We start from the raw sequence: 21,041 nt of genomic DNA on the forward strand, positions 1-21,041 counted from the left end.
GGCCGCCCCCTACATTCGGCGTTCCGGACACCGAAGGACGCCCCCGGCACGTCGGCCGGGGCAGGGGAGGGCAGCAGACATGGGCGTGTTGGACGGCAGGACCGCCGTCGTCACCGGAGGTTCGCGGGGGATCGGCCGGGGCGTGGTGGAGCGGCTGGCCCGCGACGGCGCGGAGGTGGTCTTCAACTACGCGCGGGACGGCAGGGCCGCCGAGGACGTGGTGCGCACCGTACGGGCGGCGGGCGGCAGCGCCCGGGCGGTGCGGCTCGACCTCGCGGAGACGGACGCGGCGGAGGAGCTGATGCGGACCGCGTCGGAGGGGTCGGCGGCCGGCCCGGTGCGGATCCTGGTGAACAACGCGGCGGTGAACTTCACACCGACCCCCCTGGACGAGACCGGCGACGAGCTCTTCGACCGGGTCCTGGCGGTGAACGCCAGAGCGGCGTTCCTGACGGTGCGCTACGCGGCGCGGTACATGCCGGAGGGCGGGCGGATCGTCAACGTCTCCACGCTCAACACCAGCCGTCCCGGGCGGGGCATCGCCCCCTACATGATGAGCAAGGGCGCCCTGGAGCAGCTCACGGCGGCGGCCGCCCAGGAGCTGGGCCCGCGCGGGATCACCGTCAACACCGTGTCGCCGGGCGCCACGGACACCGACCTCCTGCGCGGGACGAACCCGCCGGAGGCCCTCGACATGGCCGTCGGCCTGACCCCGCTGGGCCGCCTGGGCGAGCCGGCCGACATCGCGGCGGTGGTCGCCTTCCTCGCGGGCCCGGACGGCGGCTGGGTCACGGGTCAGAACATCAGGGCCACGGGCGGCCTGGGCTGACGCCCCGCGCCCCGGGCCGGGTGCGGCCGCGCCCCGGCCGGCCGGCTCAGCCCACCCGGAAGCCGAGCGCCACGGCGAGGACCGCGGCCTGCTCCGGGTCGACGCGGGCCCCCGCGGCCCGCGCCGTCCTGGGGTCGAGCGACGACAGGTCGCTGCCGCGCAGGTCGGCCCGGTCCAGGCGGACGTCCCGCCAGCGGGCGCCGGACAGGTCGCAGCGGGTGACCACGGCCTCCTCCAGCCGGGCGCCCGTGAGGTCGGCCTCGCGCAGGCGCACGCCGTCCAGCTCGGCCTTGCGCAGGTCGGCGCGGGCCAGTTCGGTGAACGACCAGTCGCCGCCGTCGACCGCGAAGGCGGTGAACGACGAGTCCGGGAACCGGCTGCCCACCAGCTTGCACCGCTCGAACCGCGTGTCGAAGAACACGCACCGGCGGAAGGCGCAGTTGGTGAACGCGGACCCGGAGTGCCGGGAGGCGTTGAACCGCACCCCGGCGAAGTCGCAGCCGTCGAAGGAGGCTCCCTCGCTCGCCCCCTCCGTCCAGTCGACGTCGAGGAAGGTGCACCCCTCGAACGCGTCGCCGGCGCCCAGTTCCCGCCCGTACCAGTCCTCGCCCCGTACGACGAGGTCGCGTGTGATCGCCATGGTCCGATCCAACCCGGTCCGGCACCCGCCCGCACCTCCGGTCGGGCGCCTGCGCGCCGGACTCCCCGGTACGGCCCATGTTCCCTTGTCCACACGGCAGCTGACGGACCGTCGGTTGCGTGCGCCGGGTCGGGTCATGTCACGACCTTGTGCGCAGCGTCACCCGATGCTGACGCATCCGCCGCGGACAAGGCAGACTGTCAGCGGCGATACCAGCGGTACGGGCAGGGGGAGCTATGGACCGTGACTACGGGCCGCGAGTGCCGGAGCAGCGTGTTCCACGGCCAGCGCAGGTACCGGGCGGTCGAGCACCGGTCGGCGACCGGCCCCCGGGCGGCCACCGGACGGCCCCGGGGGGCGGGCCCGCGGGCCGCGCCGCCCTGCGCTTCGCGGTGCTCGGGCCGGTGCGCGCCTGGCGCGAGGGCGAGCCGCTGCCGTCCGGTTCGCCGCAGCAGCGCGCCCTGCTGGCCGCCCTGCTGCTGCGCGACGGGAGGACGGCGACGGCCGCCGAGCTGATCGACGCCATCTGGGGCGACGAACCGCCCTCGCAGGCGCTCGCCGCCGTCCGCACCTACGCCTCCCGGTTGCGCAAGGTGCTCCCCCCGGACGTCCTGGTCAGCGAGTCCGGCGGGTACGCGATCCGCGGCGCGGGCGACGCCCTCGACCTGAACGTGGCGCAGGAGCTGGCCGCGGAGGCGGAGAAGGCCCGCGTCGCCGGCGACCGCGCCCAGGCCGTCACGCTGATCGACAAGGCGCTCGGGCTGTGGGACGGCGAGCCCCTGGCGTCCGTCCCCGGCCCGTACGCGGAGACGCAGCGCGCCCGGCTGGAGGAGTGGCGGCTCCAGCTCGTGGAGACCCGCCTGGACCTGGACCTGGAGTGCGGCCACCACGCCGAGGCCGTCTCCGAGCTGACCGCGCTGACCGCCGCGCACCCGCTGCGCGAGCGGCTGCGGGAGCTGCTCATGCTGGCCCTGTACCGCAGCGGCCGGCAGGCGGAGGCGCTCGCCGTGTACGCGGACACCCGCCGCCTCCTCGCCGACGAGCTGGGCGTCGACCCGCGCCCCGAGCTGTCCCGCCTCCAGCAGCGGATCCTCCAGGCCGACAGCGAACTGGACCGGCCGGTCGAGGAGGCCGCGCCGGGCACGGCGGCCGTGGCCCGCCCCGCCCAGCTCCCGGCGACGGTCCCCGACTTCACCGGCCGGGTCCCCTTCGTACGGGAGCTGGGAGACCTGCTGGTCACCGCCGAGGGCTCGGTGATGGCCGTGTCGGCGCTCGCCGGCATCGGCGGCGTCGGCAAGACGACCCTCGCCGTCCACGTGGCGCACCAGGCGCGGCCGCACTTCCCGGACGGGCAGCTGTACGTGGACCTGATGGGCGCCGGGTCGCGCGCGGCGGAGCCGGAGACCGTGCTCGGCTCGTTCCTGCGGGCGCTCGGCACTCCGGACGCGCAGGTCCCCGAGACGCTGGAGGAACGGGCGGCGCTGTACCGGTCGACGCTGGCGGGCCGGCGGGTGCTGGTCCTGCTCGACAACGCCCGCGACGCCGCCCAGGTACGGCCGCTGCTGCCCGGCAGCGAGGGGTGCGCCGCGCTGGTGACCAGCCGGATCCGGATGGTGGACCTGGCGGGGGCGCACCTGGTCGACCTGGACGTGATGTCGCCGGACGAGGCGCTGCAGCTGTTCACCCGGATCGTGGGCGCCGAACGGGTGCGGGCGGAGCGCGAGGCGGCCCTGGACGTGGTCGCCGCGTGCGGGTTCCTGCCGCTGGCCATCCGCATCGCGGCGTCCCGGCTGGCCGCCCGCCGCACGTGGACGGTGTCCGTGCTGGCGGCCAAGCTCGCCGACGAGCGGCGCCGGCTGGACGAGCTCCAGGCGGGCGACCTGGCCGTGAAGGCCACCTTCGAACTCGGCTACACGCACCTGGAGCCCGCGCAGGCCCGCGCCTTCCGGCTGCTCGGCCTCGCCGACGGCCCGGACATCTCGCTCGCCGCGGCCGCCGCCGTCCTGGACCTGCCGCCGCAGGAGACCGAGGACCTCATCGAGACGCTCGTGGACACCTCGCTCGTCGAGTCGGCGGCCCCCGGCCGCTACCGGTACCACGACCTGGTCCGCCTCTACGCCCGCGCCTGCGCCGAGCGGGACGAGCAGCCCCCGGCGGAGCGCGAGGCGGCCATGTCCCGGCTGCTCGACTTCTACCTGGCGACCGCCGCCCGCGTGTACGCCATCGAGCGGCCCGGCGACCGGCTCGTCGACCACCTCGAACCCACCACGTACGAGGGGCTGTCCTTCACCGACCGGCACACCGCCCAGGACTGGCTGTACCGCGAGGCGAACTGCGTCCTGGCCTGCGTCCGCCAGGCGACGGCGGGCGGGGCGCCGCCCAGCAGGCTGCGCCGCGCGGTGGACCTGCTGTGGGCGGCGAAGGACCTCACGGAGTCCGGGGCGAACTCCAAGCAGTACGAGTCGGCGGCGCTGGCCGCGCGGGAGGCCGCGCACGCCGCCGGCGACGCCCGTACGGAGGCGCGGGCGCGCACGACGCTGAGCAACGTCCACCTGGTGGCGGGCCGCTACGACCGGGCGGACCGGGAGGCGCGCGGCGCGCGCGAGCTGGCGGTGGCCGCGGGCGACCCGGCACCGGTCTACTGGGCGGACAACGACCGCGGGATCATCGCCATCGTCCAGGGTCGCCACCAGGACGCCGAGGAGCACCTGGTCCGCGCGACGGAGGGGTCGCGGGAGGTCGGCAACCTCTCCAGCGTCGCCACCGCCCTGTGCAACCTCTCCCGCGTGCACCTCCTCACCGGCCGCCCCACCAGCGCCATCGACCTGGCGCGCCAGGGCATCGAGATCTACGACCGGCTCGGCCTGACGCTGCGCCTGGCCAACGGCCGGTACGCGCTCGGTGTCGCCCTCACCCACGCCGACCGGCACGCGGAGGCGCTGGAGGAGTTCGCCGAGGCGCTGCGGATCTTCGCGAAGAACCGGCAGCGGCTGTGGGAGGGCGCCACGCACTTCCGCATCGCCGAGGCGCAGTTGCGCTCGCGGCGCCCCGCGCACGCCGCGCAGCACGCCGAACAGGCCCTGGCGCTGGGCTGCATCGGCGGCGACCAGATGCGCGGCCACACCCTGACGCTGCTGGGCAAGGCCCTGCGGGCGCTGGGGCAGAGCGACCGCTCCCGGGCCTGCCTGGTGGAGGCGCTGTCCCTCTACGAGGAACTGGGCGCGCAGGAGGCGGCGGGCGTACGGGCCCTGCTGGCCCCGTCGGCGGCCGCCTGAGGGGTCCGGCGGGGCGCGCACGCCCCGGACCGGGGCGTTCAGCATTCGTTTATGAGCGACCGGCACTCTGTTGGTGAACGGTCCGTCGCGTCGGGGGGCAGGCGGACCGGTCGGCGCTCACCGTCCAGGGTGAGCGGTCCTGAACGCCCGTTCGGCGGCCCTCGGGGGAGTCGCCGAGCGGGCGTGACCGATCACACCGCACCACAACGGGGAGACACGATGAGCGACAAGAAGAACGAAGAGATCATCGCGGCGATGGACAACCACGTGCCCGCTCCGCCGCGGGAGGGCCTGGTCACGATGGACAACCACGTCCCGGCCCCGCCGCGGGACGGCGTGGTCACGATGGACAACCACGTGCCCGCCCCGCCGCGGGACGGCGTGGCCGTCGAGGAGCTCGTGACCACGATGGACAACCACGTCCCCGCCCCGCCGCGGGACACCTTCGTGACCATGGACAACCACGTGCCGGCGCCGCCGGTCAAGTAGGCCCACACCACACGGGGAGCGACCGCGGCGGCGCGGAGGGGGAGCCGTCGCGGTCGCCGCGCGTCCCCGGCGGGTCGGTGACCGACCCGCCGGGGACGTCGCCGTTCCCGGGCGCCACCCGCCCGGAGGCGGTCAGGCGGCGGTGCGGGAGGCGGTGGTCACGACGCACTGGGTGTACTCGGACCCGGTGCCGCCGCCCGTGTAGGCCGTGGTGGCCTCGGTGGTCCGGGAGCCGCCGGCCGGGACGGCGAGGTCGTCGACCCGCGCGGCGGCGTAGGGGGCGGTCTGCCCGGCGCCGCCCTTGAACTGGACGGTCGCGTCGTACGTGTAGCCGACCGAGCCGTCGTTGGTGACCGTCAGCCGGGCGACGAGGTTCTTGCCGGAGGCGTCGAGCTTGCACTCGTCGATGCGGATGTCCCGCAGGGCCTGGTTGCCGGAGGAGCCGCCGCCGGAGACCGAGCCGCCCGACGAGCCGCCCGAGGAGTTGTTGTCGCTGTCGTGGCCGCCGCTGCTCGAACCGCCGCCGGAGCTGCCGGAGCCGCTCGAACCGGAGCTGGAACCGTCGCAGCCGCCACCGCCGGACCCGCGGGCACCGGTCAGGGCGACCAGGACGAGACCGCAGACCGCGACCGCCCGAACGTGACGCATTTTCATGTTTCAACCCCCGTCGAAAGTGGAATACTACGGCGCTCACATTGACGAGCGCACGTCACCCTAGCAGCGGGGTGGAGGACGCCGTACCGGCGTCGCGGGGTTCCCCCCGCCCTCCTCGGGTACTCGACCGCCGACCGGACGCCGTCCGGATGCCGACGGGATGCCGTCCGGTACGAGCCGAAGGAGGCCGAGGATGATCCGTAACGTCATCGGCGCCGTTCTCGCCGTCGTGGGCGCGGCCGCCGCCGTGTACAGCCCCTTCCGGGCCTGGTACGACGGCCGCCTGGGTCGGCACTACCGGATCGACGACGTCGTCGTCGGGATCACGCCGGAGACGGCGGGGCTGTGGACGTCGCTGTGGCCGGCCATGGCGTTCGCGGCGCTGGTCGCCCTGGCGGGCGTCGTCCTGCGCTCCCGGCTCGCCGTGGCGCTGGCCGGGGTGATCGTGCTCGGGTTCTCCGTGCTGTGGATGGTCCGCCAGAGCCAGGCGGCCGGAAGCCTCACCGCGTCCGGCGACGAGACGCGGGGCCTCGGCTCGGGTCTCGGGCTGGCGCTGGCCGGCGGGGTGCTGCTGCTGCTGGCCGCCGCGCTGATGGCGGGCCGGCGGGTACGGCGGACGGCGCCCGCGGGGCGGCACTCCGACGCCTCGTACCCGACGCTGGACGACCCGCGCCACCAGCCGCACCAGGACCGGCGCGGCCACGGCGACCGGGGCCACGACGACCGCGGGTACGGGGACCCCGGCCACCGCGACCCGGACCACTGGGACCAGGGCCACCACGACCGGGACTACCGGGACCAGGGCTACCGGGACCAGGGCCATCACGACCAGGACTACCGGGACCAGGGCTACCGCGATCCGCAGGAGACCCGCGACCACCGCTACCCGGACCACCCGGACGACCGCCGCTGACCACCGCCCCCGCGGCCGCCCCGTGGGGTCACCGGGCCGCGGCGCGCCCCGTGGCGGTGCCCTTGACCGCGTCCAGCGCGTAGACGCACCGGTCCTTGCTGCACGCGTAGACGACACCGGCCCGCGCCACGGGCGACCCGGTGATCTCGCCGCCGGTGGTCAGCTTCCACCGCAGCTGCCCGCCGGCGGCGTCGAGGGTGTACAGGACGTGGTCGGCGGAGCCGAAGTGCAGCCGCCCGTCGGCGACGACGGGCGCGCCGACGATCTCCCCGCCCGCCGCGAACCGCCACTTCGGGGTGCCGGTGACCGCGTCCAGCGTGTACAGGGCGCTGCCGCTGCCGACGTGGACGTTGCCGTCGGTGACGAGGACCGGCTCGATCGACTGGCGGGTCTCCGTCGCGATGCGCCACCGGTCCTTGCCGGTCGAGGCGTCGAGGGCGTACACGGTGCCCAGGTGGTCGGCGAGGTACACGCCGCCGCCGGTGACCGCGGGCCCGGGGGCGAAGGCGGGTGCGGAGAGGAACACCGCGGGCGCCTCGAAGTGCCAGCGGACGCGGCCGGACAGGACGTCGACGGAGAGGACGCGGGTGCCGGCGGCGACGTACACGTAGCCGTCCTCGGCCGGGGTGACGCGGACGGGCACGCCGCCGCAGGAGGCGGCGTCGCCGATGGGGTACGACCAGCGCTCGACGCCCGTGCGGGCGTCGAGGGCGCGCAGCCGGGCGTCCTGCCAGACGTACACGGTGTCGCCGTGGACGGCGGGCCCGGCCTCGGGGGTCTCGAAGTCGGTCTGGGCGCCGGAGAGCTCCCACAGCCGTGCGCCGTTGGACGCCTCCCAGCCCTGGACCCCGCCGCCGCGCGTACCGGTGACGACCGTGCCGCGGTCGACCTTGAGCGCGTACACCCACGCGTCGGTCTGGAGCCGCCACAGCTCGCCCGCGTCGTGGGCGCCGAGCGCGTAGAGGGTGGGCCCGTCGGAGGCGTGGATGCGGCCGGCGGCGACCGCCATCGACCAGGCGACGTCGCGGGTCTTGAACTGGCGGCGGCCGGTGGCCGTGTCGAGGGCGTGGACCTCGAAGGACGTCACGTACAGCAGGTCGCCGTCGACGACGGGCGTGCCCCACACGTCGTTCGACATGCGGAACCGCCAGGGCCGCCAGTGGCCGGGCGCGGCGACGGCGGCGGTGGGTCCGCCGTCGGTGGCGCCGCCCTGGCCGGGCAGGGGGCGGCCGGTGGGCGGCGGCGGGGCGGCGTCGCCGGTGAGCCCGGCGGGCGGGCGGATCCATCCGGTCGCGGGGCCGGCGGGGTCGTGGGCGGCGCGGGCGGCGGCCCGGCGGGGGCCGGGCCCGATGGGCACGCCGGAGCCGGGGAGCCGCACGGGCGCGGCGTCGGCGGGGGCCGCCGCGTGGCCGGTGCGCGGGTCGCTGCCGCCGCGCCGGGCGGGGTCCCACTCCTGTCCGGGCTGGGGCGCGCCGGGCGCCCGGCCGCCGGCGGGTCCCTGCGGCGGGGGGCCCTGCGGCGCGGCGCCGGGACCGTGGCCGGGGGGCGGGCCGGGCGGGGCCGGCGGCAGGGGCGGGGCGGGGCGGCCGCCGCGCCGCTGCTCGATCATGGCGGTGGCGCTGGCGGGCAGCCAGGCGGAGGCCGTGCCGCTGTCGTCGCCGCCGGCGAAGAGGTGCGGGGCCAGCTGCGCCTGGAGGTCGGCCGGGGTGGGCCGCAGCGCCGCGTCCATCTGCATGCACGAGTCGATGAGCGGGCGCAGCTCGTCGGGGAGCCCTTCGAGGTCCGGGCCCTCGCGCAGCAGCATGAAGACCGTCTCGACGGGGTTCGCGCCGTGGAAGGGGGCGTGGCCGGTCGCGGCGAAGACGAGCGTCGAGCCGAGGGAGAAGACGTCGCTGGCGCCGGTGACGCTGCGCGAGTCGCGGGCCTGCTCGGGGGACATGTAGGCGGGCGTCCCGACGGCGACGTTGGTCATGGTCAGCCGGGTGTTGGAGACGCCGGACGCGATGCCGAAGTCGATGACGCGCGGGCCGTCCTCGACGACGAGGACGTTGGAGGGCTTGAGGTCGCGGTGGACGAGGCCCGCGCCGTGGATGGACTGGAGTGCCTCGGCGATCCCGGCGGCCAGCCAGCGCACGGCGGGCGCGGGCATCGGCCCGCACTCGTTGACGATCTCCTCCAGGGAGGGCGCGGGCACGTAGGCGGTCGCCAGCCACGGCACGGCCGCGCGCGGGTCGGCGTCCACGACGGCCGCGGTGTAGAAACCGGACACCGCCCGCGCGGCCTCGACCTCGCGGGTGAAGCGGACGCGGAACAGCTGGTCCTCGGCGAGCTCGGTCCGTACGGTCTTGATCGCCACGCGGCGGCCGGACGCCGACCGCGCCAGGTAGACCAGGCCCATCCCGCCGGCGCCGAGCCGGCCCAGCACCTCGAACGGGCCGATCCGTCTCGGGTCGTGCTGCGTCAGCTGCTCCACTTGCGTGCCACCTCCCCGTCAGGGCCATGAGGGTACGACCCTGTGGGCCCTGATTCTTCCTGTCCGGGGCGGCCGTGGCGAACCCGGGGGCGGATCGGGGTGTCTCACCCGGATCCGGACACGCCGGTGAGGCCGGTGGAGTGGGGACACGGCAGGGGATACCACCGCGTTCCGGCCACGGGGGTCAGGCGGCCGCGGGTTCGGCGAGGACGGCGAAGACCGCGCCCTGGTCGTCGGCGAGGACGGCGATCCTGCCGTACGGCGTGTCGAAGGGGGGCTCGGTGACGCGGCCGCCCAGCCGGACGGCGGTGGTGGCGGTGGTGTCGCAGTCCTCGACGGCGAAGTAGACGAGGAAGTGGGCCGGCATCTCGGCCGGGAAGGCGTCGCCGATGACGCTGCGCCCGCCGATGGCGGTGGCGTCGGTGGGTTCCCCGGGGCCGGGCGGGGACCAGACGCGGAAGTCGGCGGCGGGGTCGTCGAGGTCGCGGGTGCGGTAGCCGAAGACGGTCGCGTAGAAGGTGTCGACGGCGTCCCTGTCGGCGGGCCGGGTGTACACCTCGGTCCAGCAGTACGAGCCGGGGACCCCCTGGCGGCCGAAGCCCGGCCGCTCCTCGCCCTGCCAGAGGCCGAAGACGGCGCCTCCCGGGTCGACGGCGAGGGCGGTGACGCCCGCGGTGCCGACCCGTACGGGCGCGGTGATGATCTGGCCGCCGGCGTGCCGGATGCGGGCGGCGAGGGCGGTGGCGTCGGGGGTGGACAGGTACACGCCCCAGGCGGTGGGCATCCTGCCGTCCCGTTTGGGGGCGAGCCCGGCGACGGGCGCGCCGGCGACGAGGGCGACGGCGTAGGGGCGGTCGGCCTCGCCGCCGTCGGCGAAGGTCCAGCCGAACAGCTCGCCGTAGAAGCGCTTGCCGGCCTCCAGGTCCGGGAGCAGCGCGTCCGCCCAGCAGGGCGTGCCCTCCGGCGTCTGCTGCGTGGTCGCGGCCATGGGCGTGGTTCCTTCCCTGTGCACGGGCGCGCACGGAGCGTGTGCGCCCGTGGGCGTCACGCTAGTGCGAGTGGGGACGGGGCGCAGGGGGAGCGGGTCCGCTCGGGCACTTGTCCACCAAAGTTGTCCACAGCCTGTTGATAATCCTACGGCTCACCCGCCACGGCCCCGACCCCGGCCACCGGGCGTCGCGAGGGGCGGCGCCGAAGGCGCCGGTACACATCCGGGAGAGCCGTCTGCACGGGGGTGCACCCCATTTGCAGTCGGCCGAATAGCGCGCCGAACACCCGTCGGTAAGCTGACGGCATGACAGGACAAGTGCGCACCGTCGACGGCCGCGTGGCCGGTCGGCGCGGACAGGCGACGCGGCAGAAGCTGCTCGACTGCCTCAGCGAGATGCTCGGCTCCTCGCCGTACCGGGACGTCAAAGTCATCGACGTGGCCCGGAAGGCGGGCACTTCACCTGCGACCTTCTATCAGTATTTCCCGGACGTGGAGGGCGCTGTCCTCGAAATCGCCGAGGAAATGGCCAAGGAAGGCGCAGGATTGACCGAATTGGTATCAGGTCGCTCCTGGGTCGGCCGGGCCGCCAAGCAGTCGGCGGAGGAGCTCGTCGACGGCTTCCTCGACTTCTGGCGGCGCAACGACGCCATCCTGCGCGTCGTGGACCTGGCCGCCGCCGAAGGGGACAAACGGTTCTACAAGATCCGTATGAAGGTCCTCGGCTCCGTGACCGGCTCCCTCACGGACGCGGTGAAGGAGCTCCAGTCCAAGGGCCGGGTCGACAAGGACGTGAACCCCGCCGCGATGGCGGGCGCCCTGGTCACGATGCTCGCGTCGGTGGCCTCGCACCAGAAGGGGTTCCAGACCTGGGGCGTGAAGCAGGCCGAGATCCGCCCCAACCTGGCCCTCCTGGTCCACCTCGGCATCACGGGCAAGAAGCCCGCCAAGTAGCGAGTGGCGCGGACGGTCCTGTCACCCCGGCGGCGACCGCCACCGGCACCCCGCGCCCGACACCCGCCGGCCCCACCGCCCGACGGGCCCGCCACTCCCCACCCCACCCCCCGCCGCCACTCCCCCACCCCCGCTCGCTCCCCGCCCCGTCCTCTCCCGGCCCCCACGCGCCCCCGCGTGCCCCCGGGCGGCCCCGGGCGGTGCGTACCGGCGCGGCGGCCCATGATGTCCCCATGACGGACAGCGCCTTCGAGGCCACCCTGCGCTCCCTGCGGGTCTGGGACACCGACCTGCCCGACTTCGACCCGGACGACGCCCCCGACGACCCGCTGCCGCTCTTCCGCGACTGGTTCGTGGACGCGGCCCGCGCGGGCCAGCCGGAGCCGCACGCCATGCAGCTGGCCACGGTCGACGCCGCCGGTCACCCGGACGTCCGCACGGTGATGCTGCACGGCGCCGACGCGCGGGGCTGGCGGTTCGCCACGCACTCCACCAGCACCAAGGGCCGGCAGCTGGCCGCCTGCCCGGACGCCGCGCTCCACTTCTACTGGCCGGCGCGGGCCCGCCAGGTCCGGCTCCGGGGCCGGGTCACGGCGGGCAGCCCGGCGGAGGCGTACGACGACCTCCACGCCCGATCGACGGGCGCGCTGGCCGCGGCGCTCGTGGGCCGCCAGAGTGAACCGCTGCCCTCCCTGCAGGTGCTGCGCGAGGCGAGCGACGCCTCCTGGGCCCTGGCGGAGACGGATCCGGCGGCCGGGGTCGCCACCTGGACGGTCTACCACCTGGCCGCCCGGGAGGCGGAGTTCTTCCAGGGCGATGCCCGTCGCCGCCACGTACGACTGCGCTACCTCCGCGACGGCGACGGCGCCTGGACGCGGGGCCTGCTCTGGCCGTGACCGCGCCGGCCGCCCCTGATCCGCTGCCTCCCGGCCGCCCGCCTCCCGATCCGCCGCCTCCCGGCCGCCCGCCTCCCGACCGCCCGCCCGCGGCGATCGGCGCCCCGGACTGAACGCCCCGGCGGCCCCTTCCGTATCCCTCTGCAAGCTGAACGAGGAGGGACCATGCATCCGAACCGACGCGCCCCCCGGCGCCCCGGCGTGCCCCGGCCGGCCATCGCCGCCGTCGCCGCCTCCTGCGCCGCGCTGCTGGCGCTGTTCCTGCTGGTGCGGGGCGGGAACGACGAGGCGCAGGCCGAGCAGGCCGGCTCGGTGGTGCGGCAGGACGGGGGGTACGGGAGCGCCGCGGCCGGCCCGCAGCCGGTGACGGAGATCGACCGGACGTTCCTCGTCAAGGTCCGGCAGGCGGGGCTGTGGGAGATACCGGCCGGGAGGCTGGCGCAGACCAACGGCTCCAGCGAGGCGGTGAAGCGCGCCGGCCTCCACCTGCTCGACGGGCACAGCAAGCTCGACCAGCTGGTCCGGGAGGACGCCCGGATCCTCGGCGTGGAGATCCCGAACGAGGCGACGGAGGAGCAGCAGGGCTTCGTGCGGCAGCTGGAGGCCGCCCGGGGAGCGGAGTTCGACCGGATCTTCGCCAACATCCTCCGCTCGTCCCACGGCAAGATCTTCGCCACGATCGCCGAGGTGCGCGCGGCGACGCAGAACGACCTGATCCGCCGGCACGCCCGCCAGGCCAACGACACCGTCCTGGACCACATGGAGGTCCTGGAGGACACCGGCCTGGTGGAGGGCAAGACGTTCGCGGAGGTCGAGGAGGCGGTCACGCCCAAGTAGCGCTCCACGCACCGCGCACGGCGCGCCCCGCTCGCTCCCCCGGGTGCGCTCCCGGGCGGGCGGAGCCGGGGGCGCGGCCCGGTTCGTGACCCTTTCGCAACCGATTTCCCCCTTGACCGGGACCCAACAAAAGATCGGGCCACTACGCTCAGCGTCCATGGCCCGAGACACCGTTCCGATCGCCCCCGACCCCGTCCTCGGCCCGCCCGTCTACGTCGTCGGCGGCGGTCCCGGAGGACTCGCCGTGGCCGCCGCGCTGCGCGGGCGCGGCGTGCGGGCCGTCGTCCTGGAGAAGGCGCCCGCGGTCGCCGCGAGCTGGCGCCGCCACTACGACCGGCTGCGGCTGCACACCACCCGGCGCCGCTCGGCGCTGCCGGGGCTGCGACCCTCCCGCGCGTCGGGCCGCTGGCTCTCGCGCGACGACGTGGTCCGTTACCTGGAGGGGTACGCCGAGGCGCACGGCCTGGAGGTCGTCACCGGCGTGGAGGTCCTGCGCATCGAGCGCGCACCGGCCGCGGAGGACGCCGAGGGGGCAGCCGGCGGGACACCTGACGGAGCGCCCGGCCCTGCGGCCCCCAGCGCCTCCGGCGGGCCCGGCCGGACGGGTGGGCCCGGCCGGACCGGTGGGCCCGGCGGGGTCGGCGGCGAGGACCGCTGGATCCTGCACGCGACCGGTGGCCGGCGGCTGACCAGCCGCGCCGTCGTGGTGGCCACGGGCGCCGCCCACACGCCCCTGGTGCCGTCCTGGCCCGGCGTCGACACCTGGGAGGGCGAGCTGCTGCACTCCGCCGCGTACCGCTCCCCCGCCCCGTACGCCGGCCGGGACGTGCTGGTGGTGGGGGCGGGGAACAGCGGCACGGAGATAGCCGTCGACCTGGTGGAGGGCGGCGCGGCGCGGGTGCGGCTGGCCGTCCGCACGGTGCCGCACCTGGTGCGCCGCTCGGTGCTCGGGTGGCCCGCGCAGGCCACCGGGGTCCTGGTGCGCCGGTTGCCCGCGTGGCCGGCGGACCGGTTGCTGCGGCTGCTGGGGCGGCTGACGGTGCCGGACCTGTCGGCGTACGGTCTGCCGCGCCCGGCCGAGGGCCCGTGCGCGCGGCTGCGCCGCGACGGGAGGCTGCCGGTGTACGACACCGGAGTGGTCGACGCCGTGCGGCGGGGCCGGGTGGAGCCGGTGGCGGCCGTGGCGTCGTTCGAGCCGGGGAAGGTCACGCTGGCCGACGGCTCCGTGGCGAGCCCGGACGCGGTCATCGCGGCGACGGGGTACCGGCGCGCGCTGGAGGACCTGGTCGGGCACCTGGGCGTACTGGACGCGCGGGGGCGGCCCGTGGTGCGGGGCGGCCGTACGGCGCAGGGGGCGCCGGGTCTGTACTTCGCCGGCTACGCGCACCCGTTGGGCGGCGCGCTGCGTGAGGTCGCGCGGGAGGCGCGGCGGATCGCGAAGGCGGTGGCGGCGGTGCCGCAGCCGCCCGCCCCGTACGGGGTGCACGGCCCGCACGGGCCCGAGGCCGCGACCGACCGGGCGGGGCGGCGCGGCCGCCGGGGCCGGCGCGGCGCCGACGGGCGTCCGCGCGCCGGCGCGGGGGTCGGAACCGGAACCGGTGCCGTTGCCGGTGCCGGAAGCGGCACCGGGCCGGGAGGGCGGGAGGACGACCGTCCCGCCGTCCTCCCGCCGCGGCTCATGCCGCCGGTCAGCCTGCCGCGTTGAGGACGACGTCCGCGGTGTTGTCGGTGGCGTCGGGGTCGTTGGGCCGCGCCTCTCCCCAGGTGTCGCGGAGGGTCACCGTGCCGGTGGCGCCGGGGACGACGGTGTCGACGCGCAGCGTGAACGGCAGGGAGACCTGCTGCCGCTCACCGATCCACATGGGCAGGTCGCACTGGTAGCGCGGGGCGCCGCCGGGACCCTCGTACCAGTCGCCCGACGCGGTGCGGCCGTGGCAGTTCTCCGGCGCCGAGGTGACCGTGGCGCCCTGCGGGACGACGAAGTGGAGGGCGGCGACGGGTTCGCCGGAGCGCAGGTTGGCGACCCAGCCGGGGCCGTCGTTGCGGAAGGTCAGGTCGGCCGTGACGGTCTGGCCGGCGGCGGCGGTCAGGTGGGCGCCGCGGACGGAGAAGTCGGAGGTGTTGGCCACCCGTACGGCCGTGTGGAGGCCGTTGTCGGAGGGCTCCAGGTCCTGCGCGTCGCCGCCCGGGTCGACGCTGATGTCGAGCCGCTCGTGGTAGGCGTACGGGGCGGCGGTCGCCGTGAGGGTCCGCGGCAGCGCGAAGGCCGCGCCGGGGGCCACGACGTCGTCGAAGAGGCAGTCGACCCGCTGGAGGGCGGAGATCCCGGACTGCTCGTCCAGCGGCGTGGTCTCGCACTTCGGGTCGACGGCCCCGACGTCCAGGCCGCGCGTGACGTACATCGTGACGCGTACGCCGTGGGCCGCCTCGCCGCCGCGGTTGACGACGGTGAACGGCACGGCCACCGTGTCGCCGGGCTGCAGGGTGCCGCTCGGCTCGGTCCCCTGCACGACGAGGTCGGGGCCGGAGCCGAGCCTGAGCGTCGTCTCCTGCTCGTGCGCGGTGAGTTCGCCGCCCTGCTGGGTGGTGGCGGCGCGCGCCGAGTAGGCGATCCGGCCGGTGGCGCCGAGGGCCGCCCCGGCCGCCGCCCGGACCTGGAGGCGGACGGGCTCGTCGAGACCGGAGAGGGGCACCTCGGGCACGGCGCACACGGCGCGGGTGCCGCTGGGCGCGCAGTTGTCCGGCCAGACCACCTCGGCCACACCGGTGAGCCCGGAGACGTCGACGGTGAGCCGGCCGTCCGTCACGGCGAAGTTGCCGTTGTCGTGGGACAGCCCCACCTCGAGGGGCCGCTCCACGCCCGCGTCGCCGCCGGTGCCGACGGGCAGGGTCGCCTCGTACGGGGCGCTGATCCACAGCTGGTCGCTCTGCGGCTCGTCCTCGGCGGAGGCGGGGAGCACCGTGCCGGCGCCGACGATCCCGGTGACCACGGCGACGCACGCGGCGCGCGTCAGGGCACGTGCGGGGGAGGTCGTTCTCATGGAATGGGGCCCTTTTCTGTGACAGGAGTGAAGGGTGGGGTCTGGCTCCAGCAAGACCCCCGAACCGGTCCGGAGGTTGTACGCCCAGGTCGGCGCGCGGGCGGCCCAGTTGACGGGCCGTCGGGGCGGCATGCCTGTTCCCGCCATGCCAACTGTTCGGTAACCTGACACCGCGTCAACTATCTCGCGCGACGACCAGCGGGAGGCGGCGAACGATGCTCGGATCCGCGCACACCCTCATCCCCGATCCGCACGCCCCGGCCCTGCCCCGCGGCCGCGGACGCCCCGGCGACCCCGACCCCGAGGTGGACGTCGGCGGCCGGCCGCTGAGGGCCGCGGTACCCGATCTGGACCGGCTGTTCCGGCCGACGGCCGTGGCCGTCCTCGGGGCCTCGGACACCGAGGGGCGTCCCGCCGCCACCGTCACCCGGTGGGCCATGCGCTGGGCGGAGCGGGTGGGGGCACGGGTGCACCCGGTGCGTCCGGGGCGGGGCACCGTCTTCGGCACGGCCTGCGCCGGGTCCGTCGCCGAGCTGCCCGGCGACGTGGAGGTGGCGGTGCTGGCCGCCGGCGACCCGCTGCGAGCGCTGGCGGAACTGGCCTCCACGGGCGTGCGGTTCGCCGTCGCCGCGGACCCGGCGGGCCGGGGCGTCGCGGACCCGCGGCGGTGGGCGGCCGCCGCCGAACGGGCGGGCATCCGGCTGCTCGGCCCGGGCGCGGGCGTGTTCGGACCGGGCGCCGCGAGCCCGTCCGGCACGGGCCCGTCCGGCACGGACCGGTCCGGCACGATCACGTCCGGCCCGGACCCGACCGGCACGACCCCGGGCCACACGACCCCGGGCCACACGACCTCGGACGGCGCGACCTCGGACGGCACGACTTCCGGCGGCGGGGGCCCGCACGCGGGCGTGGACGGCCCGGGGGCGCCCGCCGCGCGCGGGCCCGCCGTCGCGCTGGTCACCCGTACCCGCCACCAGGGCCGCCCCCTCGCCGCGCTGGACGAGCTGGGCGTGCCGATCAGCCACTGGGCGGCCACCGGCGACGGGGCGGACCTGGGGGCGGCCGACCTCCTGGCGTACCTGGCCGGGTGCCCGGAGGTCGGCGCCGTCGCCTGCCAGTTGGGCGGGGTCCAGGACGGCCGGGCCCTGCTGCTCGCCGCCGACCACGCCGCCCGCCGGGGCGTCCCGGTGGTGGCCGTACGCACCCCCCGCGCCACCGGCACCACCGGCCTCGTCCACCCGGGCGCCGGCCCCTCCCCCGGCCCGGCGGCCCCGGCCTCGGCCGCAGACCCGGCGGCGAGGGCGGGTCGGGTGCTGGACGCGGCGCTGCGGCAGTTCGGGGTCGTCCCGGTCGACACGCCGGAGCAGCTGCGGGACACCGCCGCGCTGCTTGCCCGGGCCCGCCCGCCGCGCGCGGACGGCGTCGCCGTGTACGCCCTGTCCGGGGCCGAGACCGCGCACTTCGCCGGCCTGCTGTCCGCCGCGGGGCTCCCCCTCGCCGCGCTCGGCGAGGGGACGCGCGAGGCGCTCGGCGCGGCGCTGCCGGGCCACCCCGACGCCCGGGAGCCCGTCGGCGACGGGGAGGGGCATCCGGCCGGCGACCGGCGCGGGCGGCGCGCCCTCGACGCGCTGCTCGCCGACCCCGCCGTCGGGTTGCTGGTCTGCCCGGTCGCCGCGCCCGTCCCGCCGCTCACCGACCGGTTGGCGCGGGACCTGGTCGACGCCGCGGAGGCGAGCGGCACCCCGGTGTGCGTGGTCTGGGGGTCGGCGGCCGGCACCGAGGCGGCGTACCGGGAAACGCTCCTCGGCTCGTCGCGGGTGACGACGTTCCGCACGGCGGGCGGCTGTGTCGCGGCGGTCGCGGCGTACTTCGCCCACCACCGCTTCGCCGCCGCCTACCGCTCCCCGTTCGACGAGGTGCCCCGCACCCCGTCGCCCGCCCTGCGCAAGGCGCGGGCGCTGCTGCGGCCGGGGCGCCGGCTGAGCGAGTACGAGGCGAAGCAGCTGCTGCGGGCGTACGGGATCCGCGTGCCGCGGGAGCAGTCGGTGACGAGCGCGGCGGCGGCCGTCCGGGCGGCGGGGCAGGTCGGGTACCCGGTCGCGCTGAAGGCGTCGGCCCCGCACCTGGCGCACCGCACGGGGCTGGGCCTCGTGCGGCTCGGGTTGACCTCGGCGAGCCAGGTGCGGGACACCTACCGGGAGCTGGTGGACATCGCCCGGTACGAGCGGGTCGACCTCGACGGCGTGCTCGTCTGCCAGCTGGTGGAGGGCGGGGTGGAGATGCGGGTGGGCCTGGCCCACGACCCCGCCTTCGGGCCGGTCGTGACGGTCGGGCTGGGCGGGGTGCTGGGCGAGGTGCTCACGGACACGGCGGTGCGCGTGCCGCCGTTCGGCGCGGCGCAGGCGCGCGGGATGCTGGACGAACTGCCCGGGAGGGCCCTGCTGGACGGGGTGCGGGGCGGGCCGCCGCTGGACGTGGACGCGTTGGTGGAGGTGGTTCTGCGGGTGCAGCGGATGGGCCTCGAACTCGGCGGGGAGGTCGCGGAGTTGGCCGTGGACCCCCTCGTCGTCCAGGAGCGCGGGCAGGGCGCGGTCGCCCTGGGCGCGCACGCGCGGTGCCGCCCCACGGACGCGTGACCCGCCCGCCCCGGCGACCCGGCGGACCCGCCGGACGGCCGTGCGCAGGCGTCCGACGGCGTGGGCGAGCCGCCCGACGGCGCGGACGGCGTGGGGCGGCGGCGTGGAGGTGGCCGACATGAGATGGCGGCGCGGCGCCGGCGCGGGACGGCCGGCACGAGGCGGCCGGCGTGGAGGTGGCCGACATGAGATGGCGGCGCGCGGGGTGGCGGCGCGCGTATGCGCGCCCCGAGCACGGCACGGCGGCCGCCACCCGGCCCGGCGCCGGCGCTCCCGCGGCGTTTCCCACCGGGGACCGACACCGAACCGCGACCCGTACTCGCCAAGGGCGTCAAGCCCTCGGCGTCCCCTCGCCACGAATCGCTCTTCCCAGGGTGATCAGGCCGGCACCGTACGTCAACGGGTATTCCCGGAAATGACCGTTACGTGGTGTTCGTGACGGGTCGCGGGGCGTCGCCCGGGGAGTAGTGGCGGGCGCCGCACGCCCGCGGTTCCCGGACGACCGCGCTCAGCACCGGCGCGCTCCGGTCCACCTCGCACCAGATGCGCTTGCCACCGCCCTCCGGCTGCCAGCCCCACCGGTCGGCGAGCCCGTCGACCAGTTCCAGCCCGCGCCCGTGGGTGTCACCGCCGTCCGCGCGGCGCTGCTGCGGGGGGCAGGCGCTGCGGTCGGCGACCTCGACCCGCACGATGCCGGCCCCGGCGCCGCCCGGCCCGAAGAGCATCCGCAGGACGGCCGGGCACCCCGTGTGCACCACGGCGTTGGTCACGAGTTCCGAGATGAGCAGCACCAGCGTGTCGGCCAGCGGCTCGTCGGCAGCTATGCCCGTACCGGCCAGCCGTGACCTGGCCCATCTGCGGGCCCGACCCACCTCGGAGGGGTCGGGTCCGACCTCCAACTGAACCTGAAGCACCTGCACCGCTCACACCATCCGAACCGGCGGACACATCGCCTCGCGCCTCACAGCGATCCTTGTGGGACAGCATGGTTGACGTACAGTCACCGCAACAAGCGCTTCGGGCATATTCCAGCGCGAAGGAGTACGGTTGGTGCATACTGTGCGACGCACTTTCCGGGCAGTCGAACACCCGGGCGCGGTCCGTCACGCCAGCCTCACCACCACGCGCACGCCACGGAGCGTACCCGAGGGGGCCGCCGTACCCGGCGCGTGGCGACCGCCGCGCGGGACACGACCCGGTATCGACTCTGCCCATCCGGCGCGCGGCTATCCTCACGGACCGTCACCCGTCGTGGTGACGCTGCGTACGGGCAGGGGCGGTCAGGCGACCATGAAGTAGCGGGCGAGGGCGTCGACGGCCCGCTCCTCGTCGATCCGGCCGCTGCCGTCCGGGTCGAGCGCCCCGGCCGCCCGGGCCGCGGCGTCCGGCTCGACGCCCAGCACGCGCAGCGCCCGCGCCACGCCCGCCGTGTCCGCCCGGCCCTGCCCGTCGGGGGCGGCGACGGCCAGCACGGCGCGGACGAACGGGCGGGCGATCCCGGCAAACCGCTGGGGATTGTCGCGCAGCCGCTTCACCGCGCCGTTCGCGAACTCCTCCCGGCTGACGCGCTGGTCGCCGTCGACGTCCGCGATGCCCGCGAAACCCTGCCAGAACGCCTCGGCGCCCAGCGTCACGGCCTGCCCCCGGTCGGAGCGGTACGGCGTGCCGAACTCGGACAGCAGCCGCCGCGCCGCGGTGGTGAAGTCCTCGCGCGAGACGTACCCGCTGCCGTCCTGGTCGAGCGCCGCGAACCGGGCGGCGACGCGGTGCTGGTGCAACTCCTCCGCTTCCATGCGGGGAGCGTACGACGGGGAGGGGCCGTCCGGGGAGGCGCAGGCCCCGGCGCGCCCGCGCACACCCGCCGCCCCCCGTGCCCCACCGCCCACACGCCCCGCAGCCCGTGTGCCCCGCAGCCCGCGCGCGGCGACCGGGCGGCCGCCACCACCGCTGACCCCGCCGACCCGCTGCCCCCGCTGCCTCCGGTCGGCTACGCGGCGGGGCGCTCCTCCGTCGCCGCGGGGAGGTCCGGGTACACGTCGAACAGCCGCTGCACGCCGAGCGCGGCGAGCACCCGGTTGACGTGGGAGCCCTCGACGGCGCCCCGGGCCGGCAGGATCAACCGGAGGCCGCCCCGGCAGGAGTGGAGCAGCCGGCGGGCCGCGATGAGCACCCCCACGCCGCTGGAGTCGCAGAACAGGACGCCGGAGAGGTCCAGTACGAGGGCGTGGCGCCCGTCGGCGACCACCTCGTGCACCTGCCGCCGCACCACGGGCGAGGAGACGAGGTCGAGTTCGCCGCGCACGCGGAGCACGGTCCAGGCGCCGTGTTCGGCCCGCTCCACCGTCAGCATCACCTGCCGCGCCCCTCCCTCGCCGGGCGCCGTCGCCCGTGAGGAGGCGTCCTACCCGACGCCCCT

The 21,041-nt window shown here is 76.5% G+C and carries 17 protein-coding genes; 9 read left to right on the forward strand and 8 right to left on the reverse strand.

Annotated elements, in window-relative coordinates; all coding sequences use genetic code 11:
* The first annotated feature begins 79 nt into the window (after positions 1-79).
* Entirely contained in the window at positions 80-829 is a 750-nt protein-coding gene (locus tag LPA54_RS04850; RefSeq protein WP_228974093.1) for an SDR family NAD(P)-dependent oxidoreductase, read from the forward strand.
* A gap of 46 nt (positions 830-875) precedes the next feature.
* Here LPA54_RS04850 and LPA54_RS04855 read toward each other — a convergent pair whose 3' ends face one another.
* Positions 876-1,469 carry a pentapeptide repeat-containing protein gene (locus tag LPA54_RS04855; RefSeq protein WP_228974095.1) on the reverse strand — a complete coding sequence of 198 codons (594 nt, stop codon included), beginning with the start codon at positions 1,467-1,469 and terminating at the stop codon, positions 876-878.
* 236 nt (positions 1,470-1,705) lie between these two features.
* Between LPA54_RS04855 and LPA54_RS04860 the strand changes: the two genes are divergently transcribed.
* Positions 1,706-4,744, forward strand: coding sequence for a BTAD domain-containing putative transcriptional regulator (locus LPA54_RS04860; RefSeq protein WP_228974097.1), 3,039 nt, complete (start codon positions 1,706-1,708; stop codon positions 4,742-4,744).
* A gap of 219 nt (positions 4,745-4,963) precedes the next feature.
* The gene (locus tag LPA54_RS04865) at positions 4,964-5,233 is read left to right on the forward strand and encodes a hypothetical protein (RefSeq protein WP_228974099.1); all 270 of its coding nucleotides are present in this window, start codon (positions 4,964-4,966) and stop codon (positions 5,231-5,233) included.
* A 132-nt stretch (positions 5,234-5,365) separates the two neighbouring features.
* Here LPA54_RS04865 and LPA54_RS04870 read toward each other — a convergent pair whose 3' ends face one another.
* Positions 5,366-5,881, reverse strand: coding sequence for a hypothetical protein (locus tag LPA54_RS04870; RefSeq protein ID WP_228974101.1), 516 nt, complete (start codon positions 5,879-5,881; stop codon positions 5,366-5,368).
* Positions 5,882-6,080: 199 nt separating this feature from the next.
* On the opposite strand from LPA54_RS04870, the gene LPA54_RS04875 reads away from it, so the two are divergent.
* Positions 6,081-6,800: a hypothetical protein gene (locus LPA54_RS04875; RefSeq protein WP_228974103.1), complete on the forward strand. Its 720-nt coding sequence runs from the start codon at positions 6,081-6,083 to the stop codon at positions 6,798-6,800.
* 28 nt (positions 6,801-6,828) lie between these two features.
* On the opposite strand, the gene LPA54_RS04880 is transcribed toward LPA54_RS04875, so the two are convergent.
* A complete protein-coding gene (locus tag LPA54_RS04880) occupies positions 6,829-9,273 on the reverse strand; it encodes a PQQ-binding-like beta-propeller repeat protein (protein WP_228974106.1) in 2,445 nt (814 codons plus the stop codon).
* Between the two features lie 184 nt (positions 9,274-9,457).
* Positions 9,458-10,261 carry a VOC family protein gene (locus tag LPA54_RS04885; protein WP_228974107.1) on the reverse strand — a complete coding sequence of 268 codons (804 nt, stop codon included), beginning with the start codon at positions 10,259-10,261 and terminating at the stop codon, positions 9,458-9,460.
* 306 nt (positions 10,262-10,567) lie between these two features.
* Here LPA54_RS04885 and LPA54_RS04890 point away from each other — a divergent pair, with 306 nt between their 5' ends.
* The 4 genes from LPA54_RS04890 to LPA54_RS04905 all read left to right on the forward strand — a co-directional run bounded on the left by LPA54_RS04890 (position 10,568) and on the right by LPA54_RS04905 (position 14,653).
* Positions 10,568-11,215 carry a TetR family transcriptional regulator gene (locus tag LPA54_RS04890; RefSeq protein WP_228974110.1) on the forward strand — a complete coding sequence of 216 codons (648 nt, stop codon included), beginning with the start codon at positions 10,568-10,570 and terminating at the stop codon, positions 11,213-11,215.
* Between the two features lie 233 nt (positions 11,216-11,448).
* Positions 11,449-12,111 carry a pyridoxal 5'-phosphate synthase gene (locus LPA54_RS04895; RefSeq protein WP_228974112.1) on the forward strand — a complete coding sequence of 221 codons (663 nt, stop codon included), beginning with the start codon at positions 11,449-11,451 and terminating at the stop codon, positions 12,109-12,111.
* 165 nt (positions 12,112-12,276) lie between these two features.
* The gene (locus LPA54_RS04900) at positions 12,277-12,948 is read left to right on the forward strand and encodes a DUF4142 domain-containing protein (RefSeq protein WP_228974114.1); all 672 of its coding nucleotides are present in this window, start codon (positions 12,277-12,279) and stop codon (positions 12,946-12,948) included.
* Positions 12,949-13,105: 157 nt separating this feature from the next.
* The gene (locus LPA54_RS04905; protein WP_228974116.1) at positions 13,106-14,653 is read left to right on the forward strand and encodes an NAD(P)/FAD-dependent oxidoreductase; all 1,548 of its coding nucleotides are present in this window, start codon (positions 13,106-13,108) and stop codon (positions 14,651-14,653) included.
* Here LPA54_RS04905 and LPA54_RS04910 read toward each other — a convergent pair.
* A complete protein-coding gene (locus LPA54_RS04910) occupies positions 14,637-15,989 on the reverse strand; it encodes a hypothetical protein (protein WP_228974118.1) in 1,353 nt (450 codons plus the stop codon). The genes LPA54_RS04905 and LPA54_RS04910 overlap by 17 nt on opposite strands.
* A gap of 215 nt (positions 15,990-16,204) precedes the next feature.
* On the opposite strand from LPA54_RS04910, the gene LPA54_RS04915 reads away from it, so the two are divergent.
* Complete coding sequence (locus LPA54_RS04915) at positions 16,205-18,625, forward strand: acetate--CoA ligase family protein (protein ID WP_228974121.1); 2,421 nt, start codon at positions 16,205-16,207, stop codon at positions 18,623-18,625.
* Between the two features lie 422 nt (positions 18,626-19,047).
* Here the strand turns inward: LPA54_RS04915 and LPA54_RS04920 are convergent, their stop codons facing one another.
* The 3 genes from LPA54_RS04920 to LPA54_RS04930 form a co-directional block, all read right to left on the reverse strand.
* On the reverse strand, positions 19,048-19,545 hold the full coding sequence (locus LPA54_RS04920) for an ATP-binding protein (RefSeq protein WP_228974124.1): 498 nt from the start codon (positions 19,543-19,545) through the stop codon (positions 19,048-19,050).
* 360 nt (positions 19,546-19,905) lie between these two features.
* The gene (locus tag LPA54_RS04925; protein WP_228974126.1) at positions 19,906-20,418 is read right to left on the reverse strand and encodes an EF-hand domain-containing protein; all 513 of its coding nucleotides are present in this window, start codon (positions 20,416-20,418) and stop codon (positions 19,906-19,908) included.
* A gap of 194 nt (positions 20,419-20,612) precedes the next feature.
* Entirely contained in the window at positions 20,613-20,975 is a 363-nt protein-coding gene (locus LPA54_RS04930; protein ID WP_228974378.1) for an STAS domain-containing protein, read from the reverse strand.
* Between the last annotated feature and the right edge of the window lie 66 nt (positions 20,976-21,041).

The sequence above is a fragment of the Streptomyces sp. DH12 genome (assembly GCF_020873895.1).
In the GTDB taxonomy this organism is placed as follows: Bacteria; Actinomycetota; Actinomycetes; order Streptomycetales; family Streptomycetaceae; genus Streptomyces.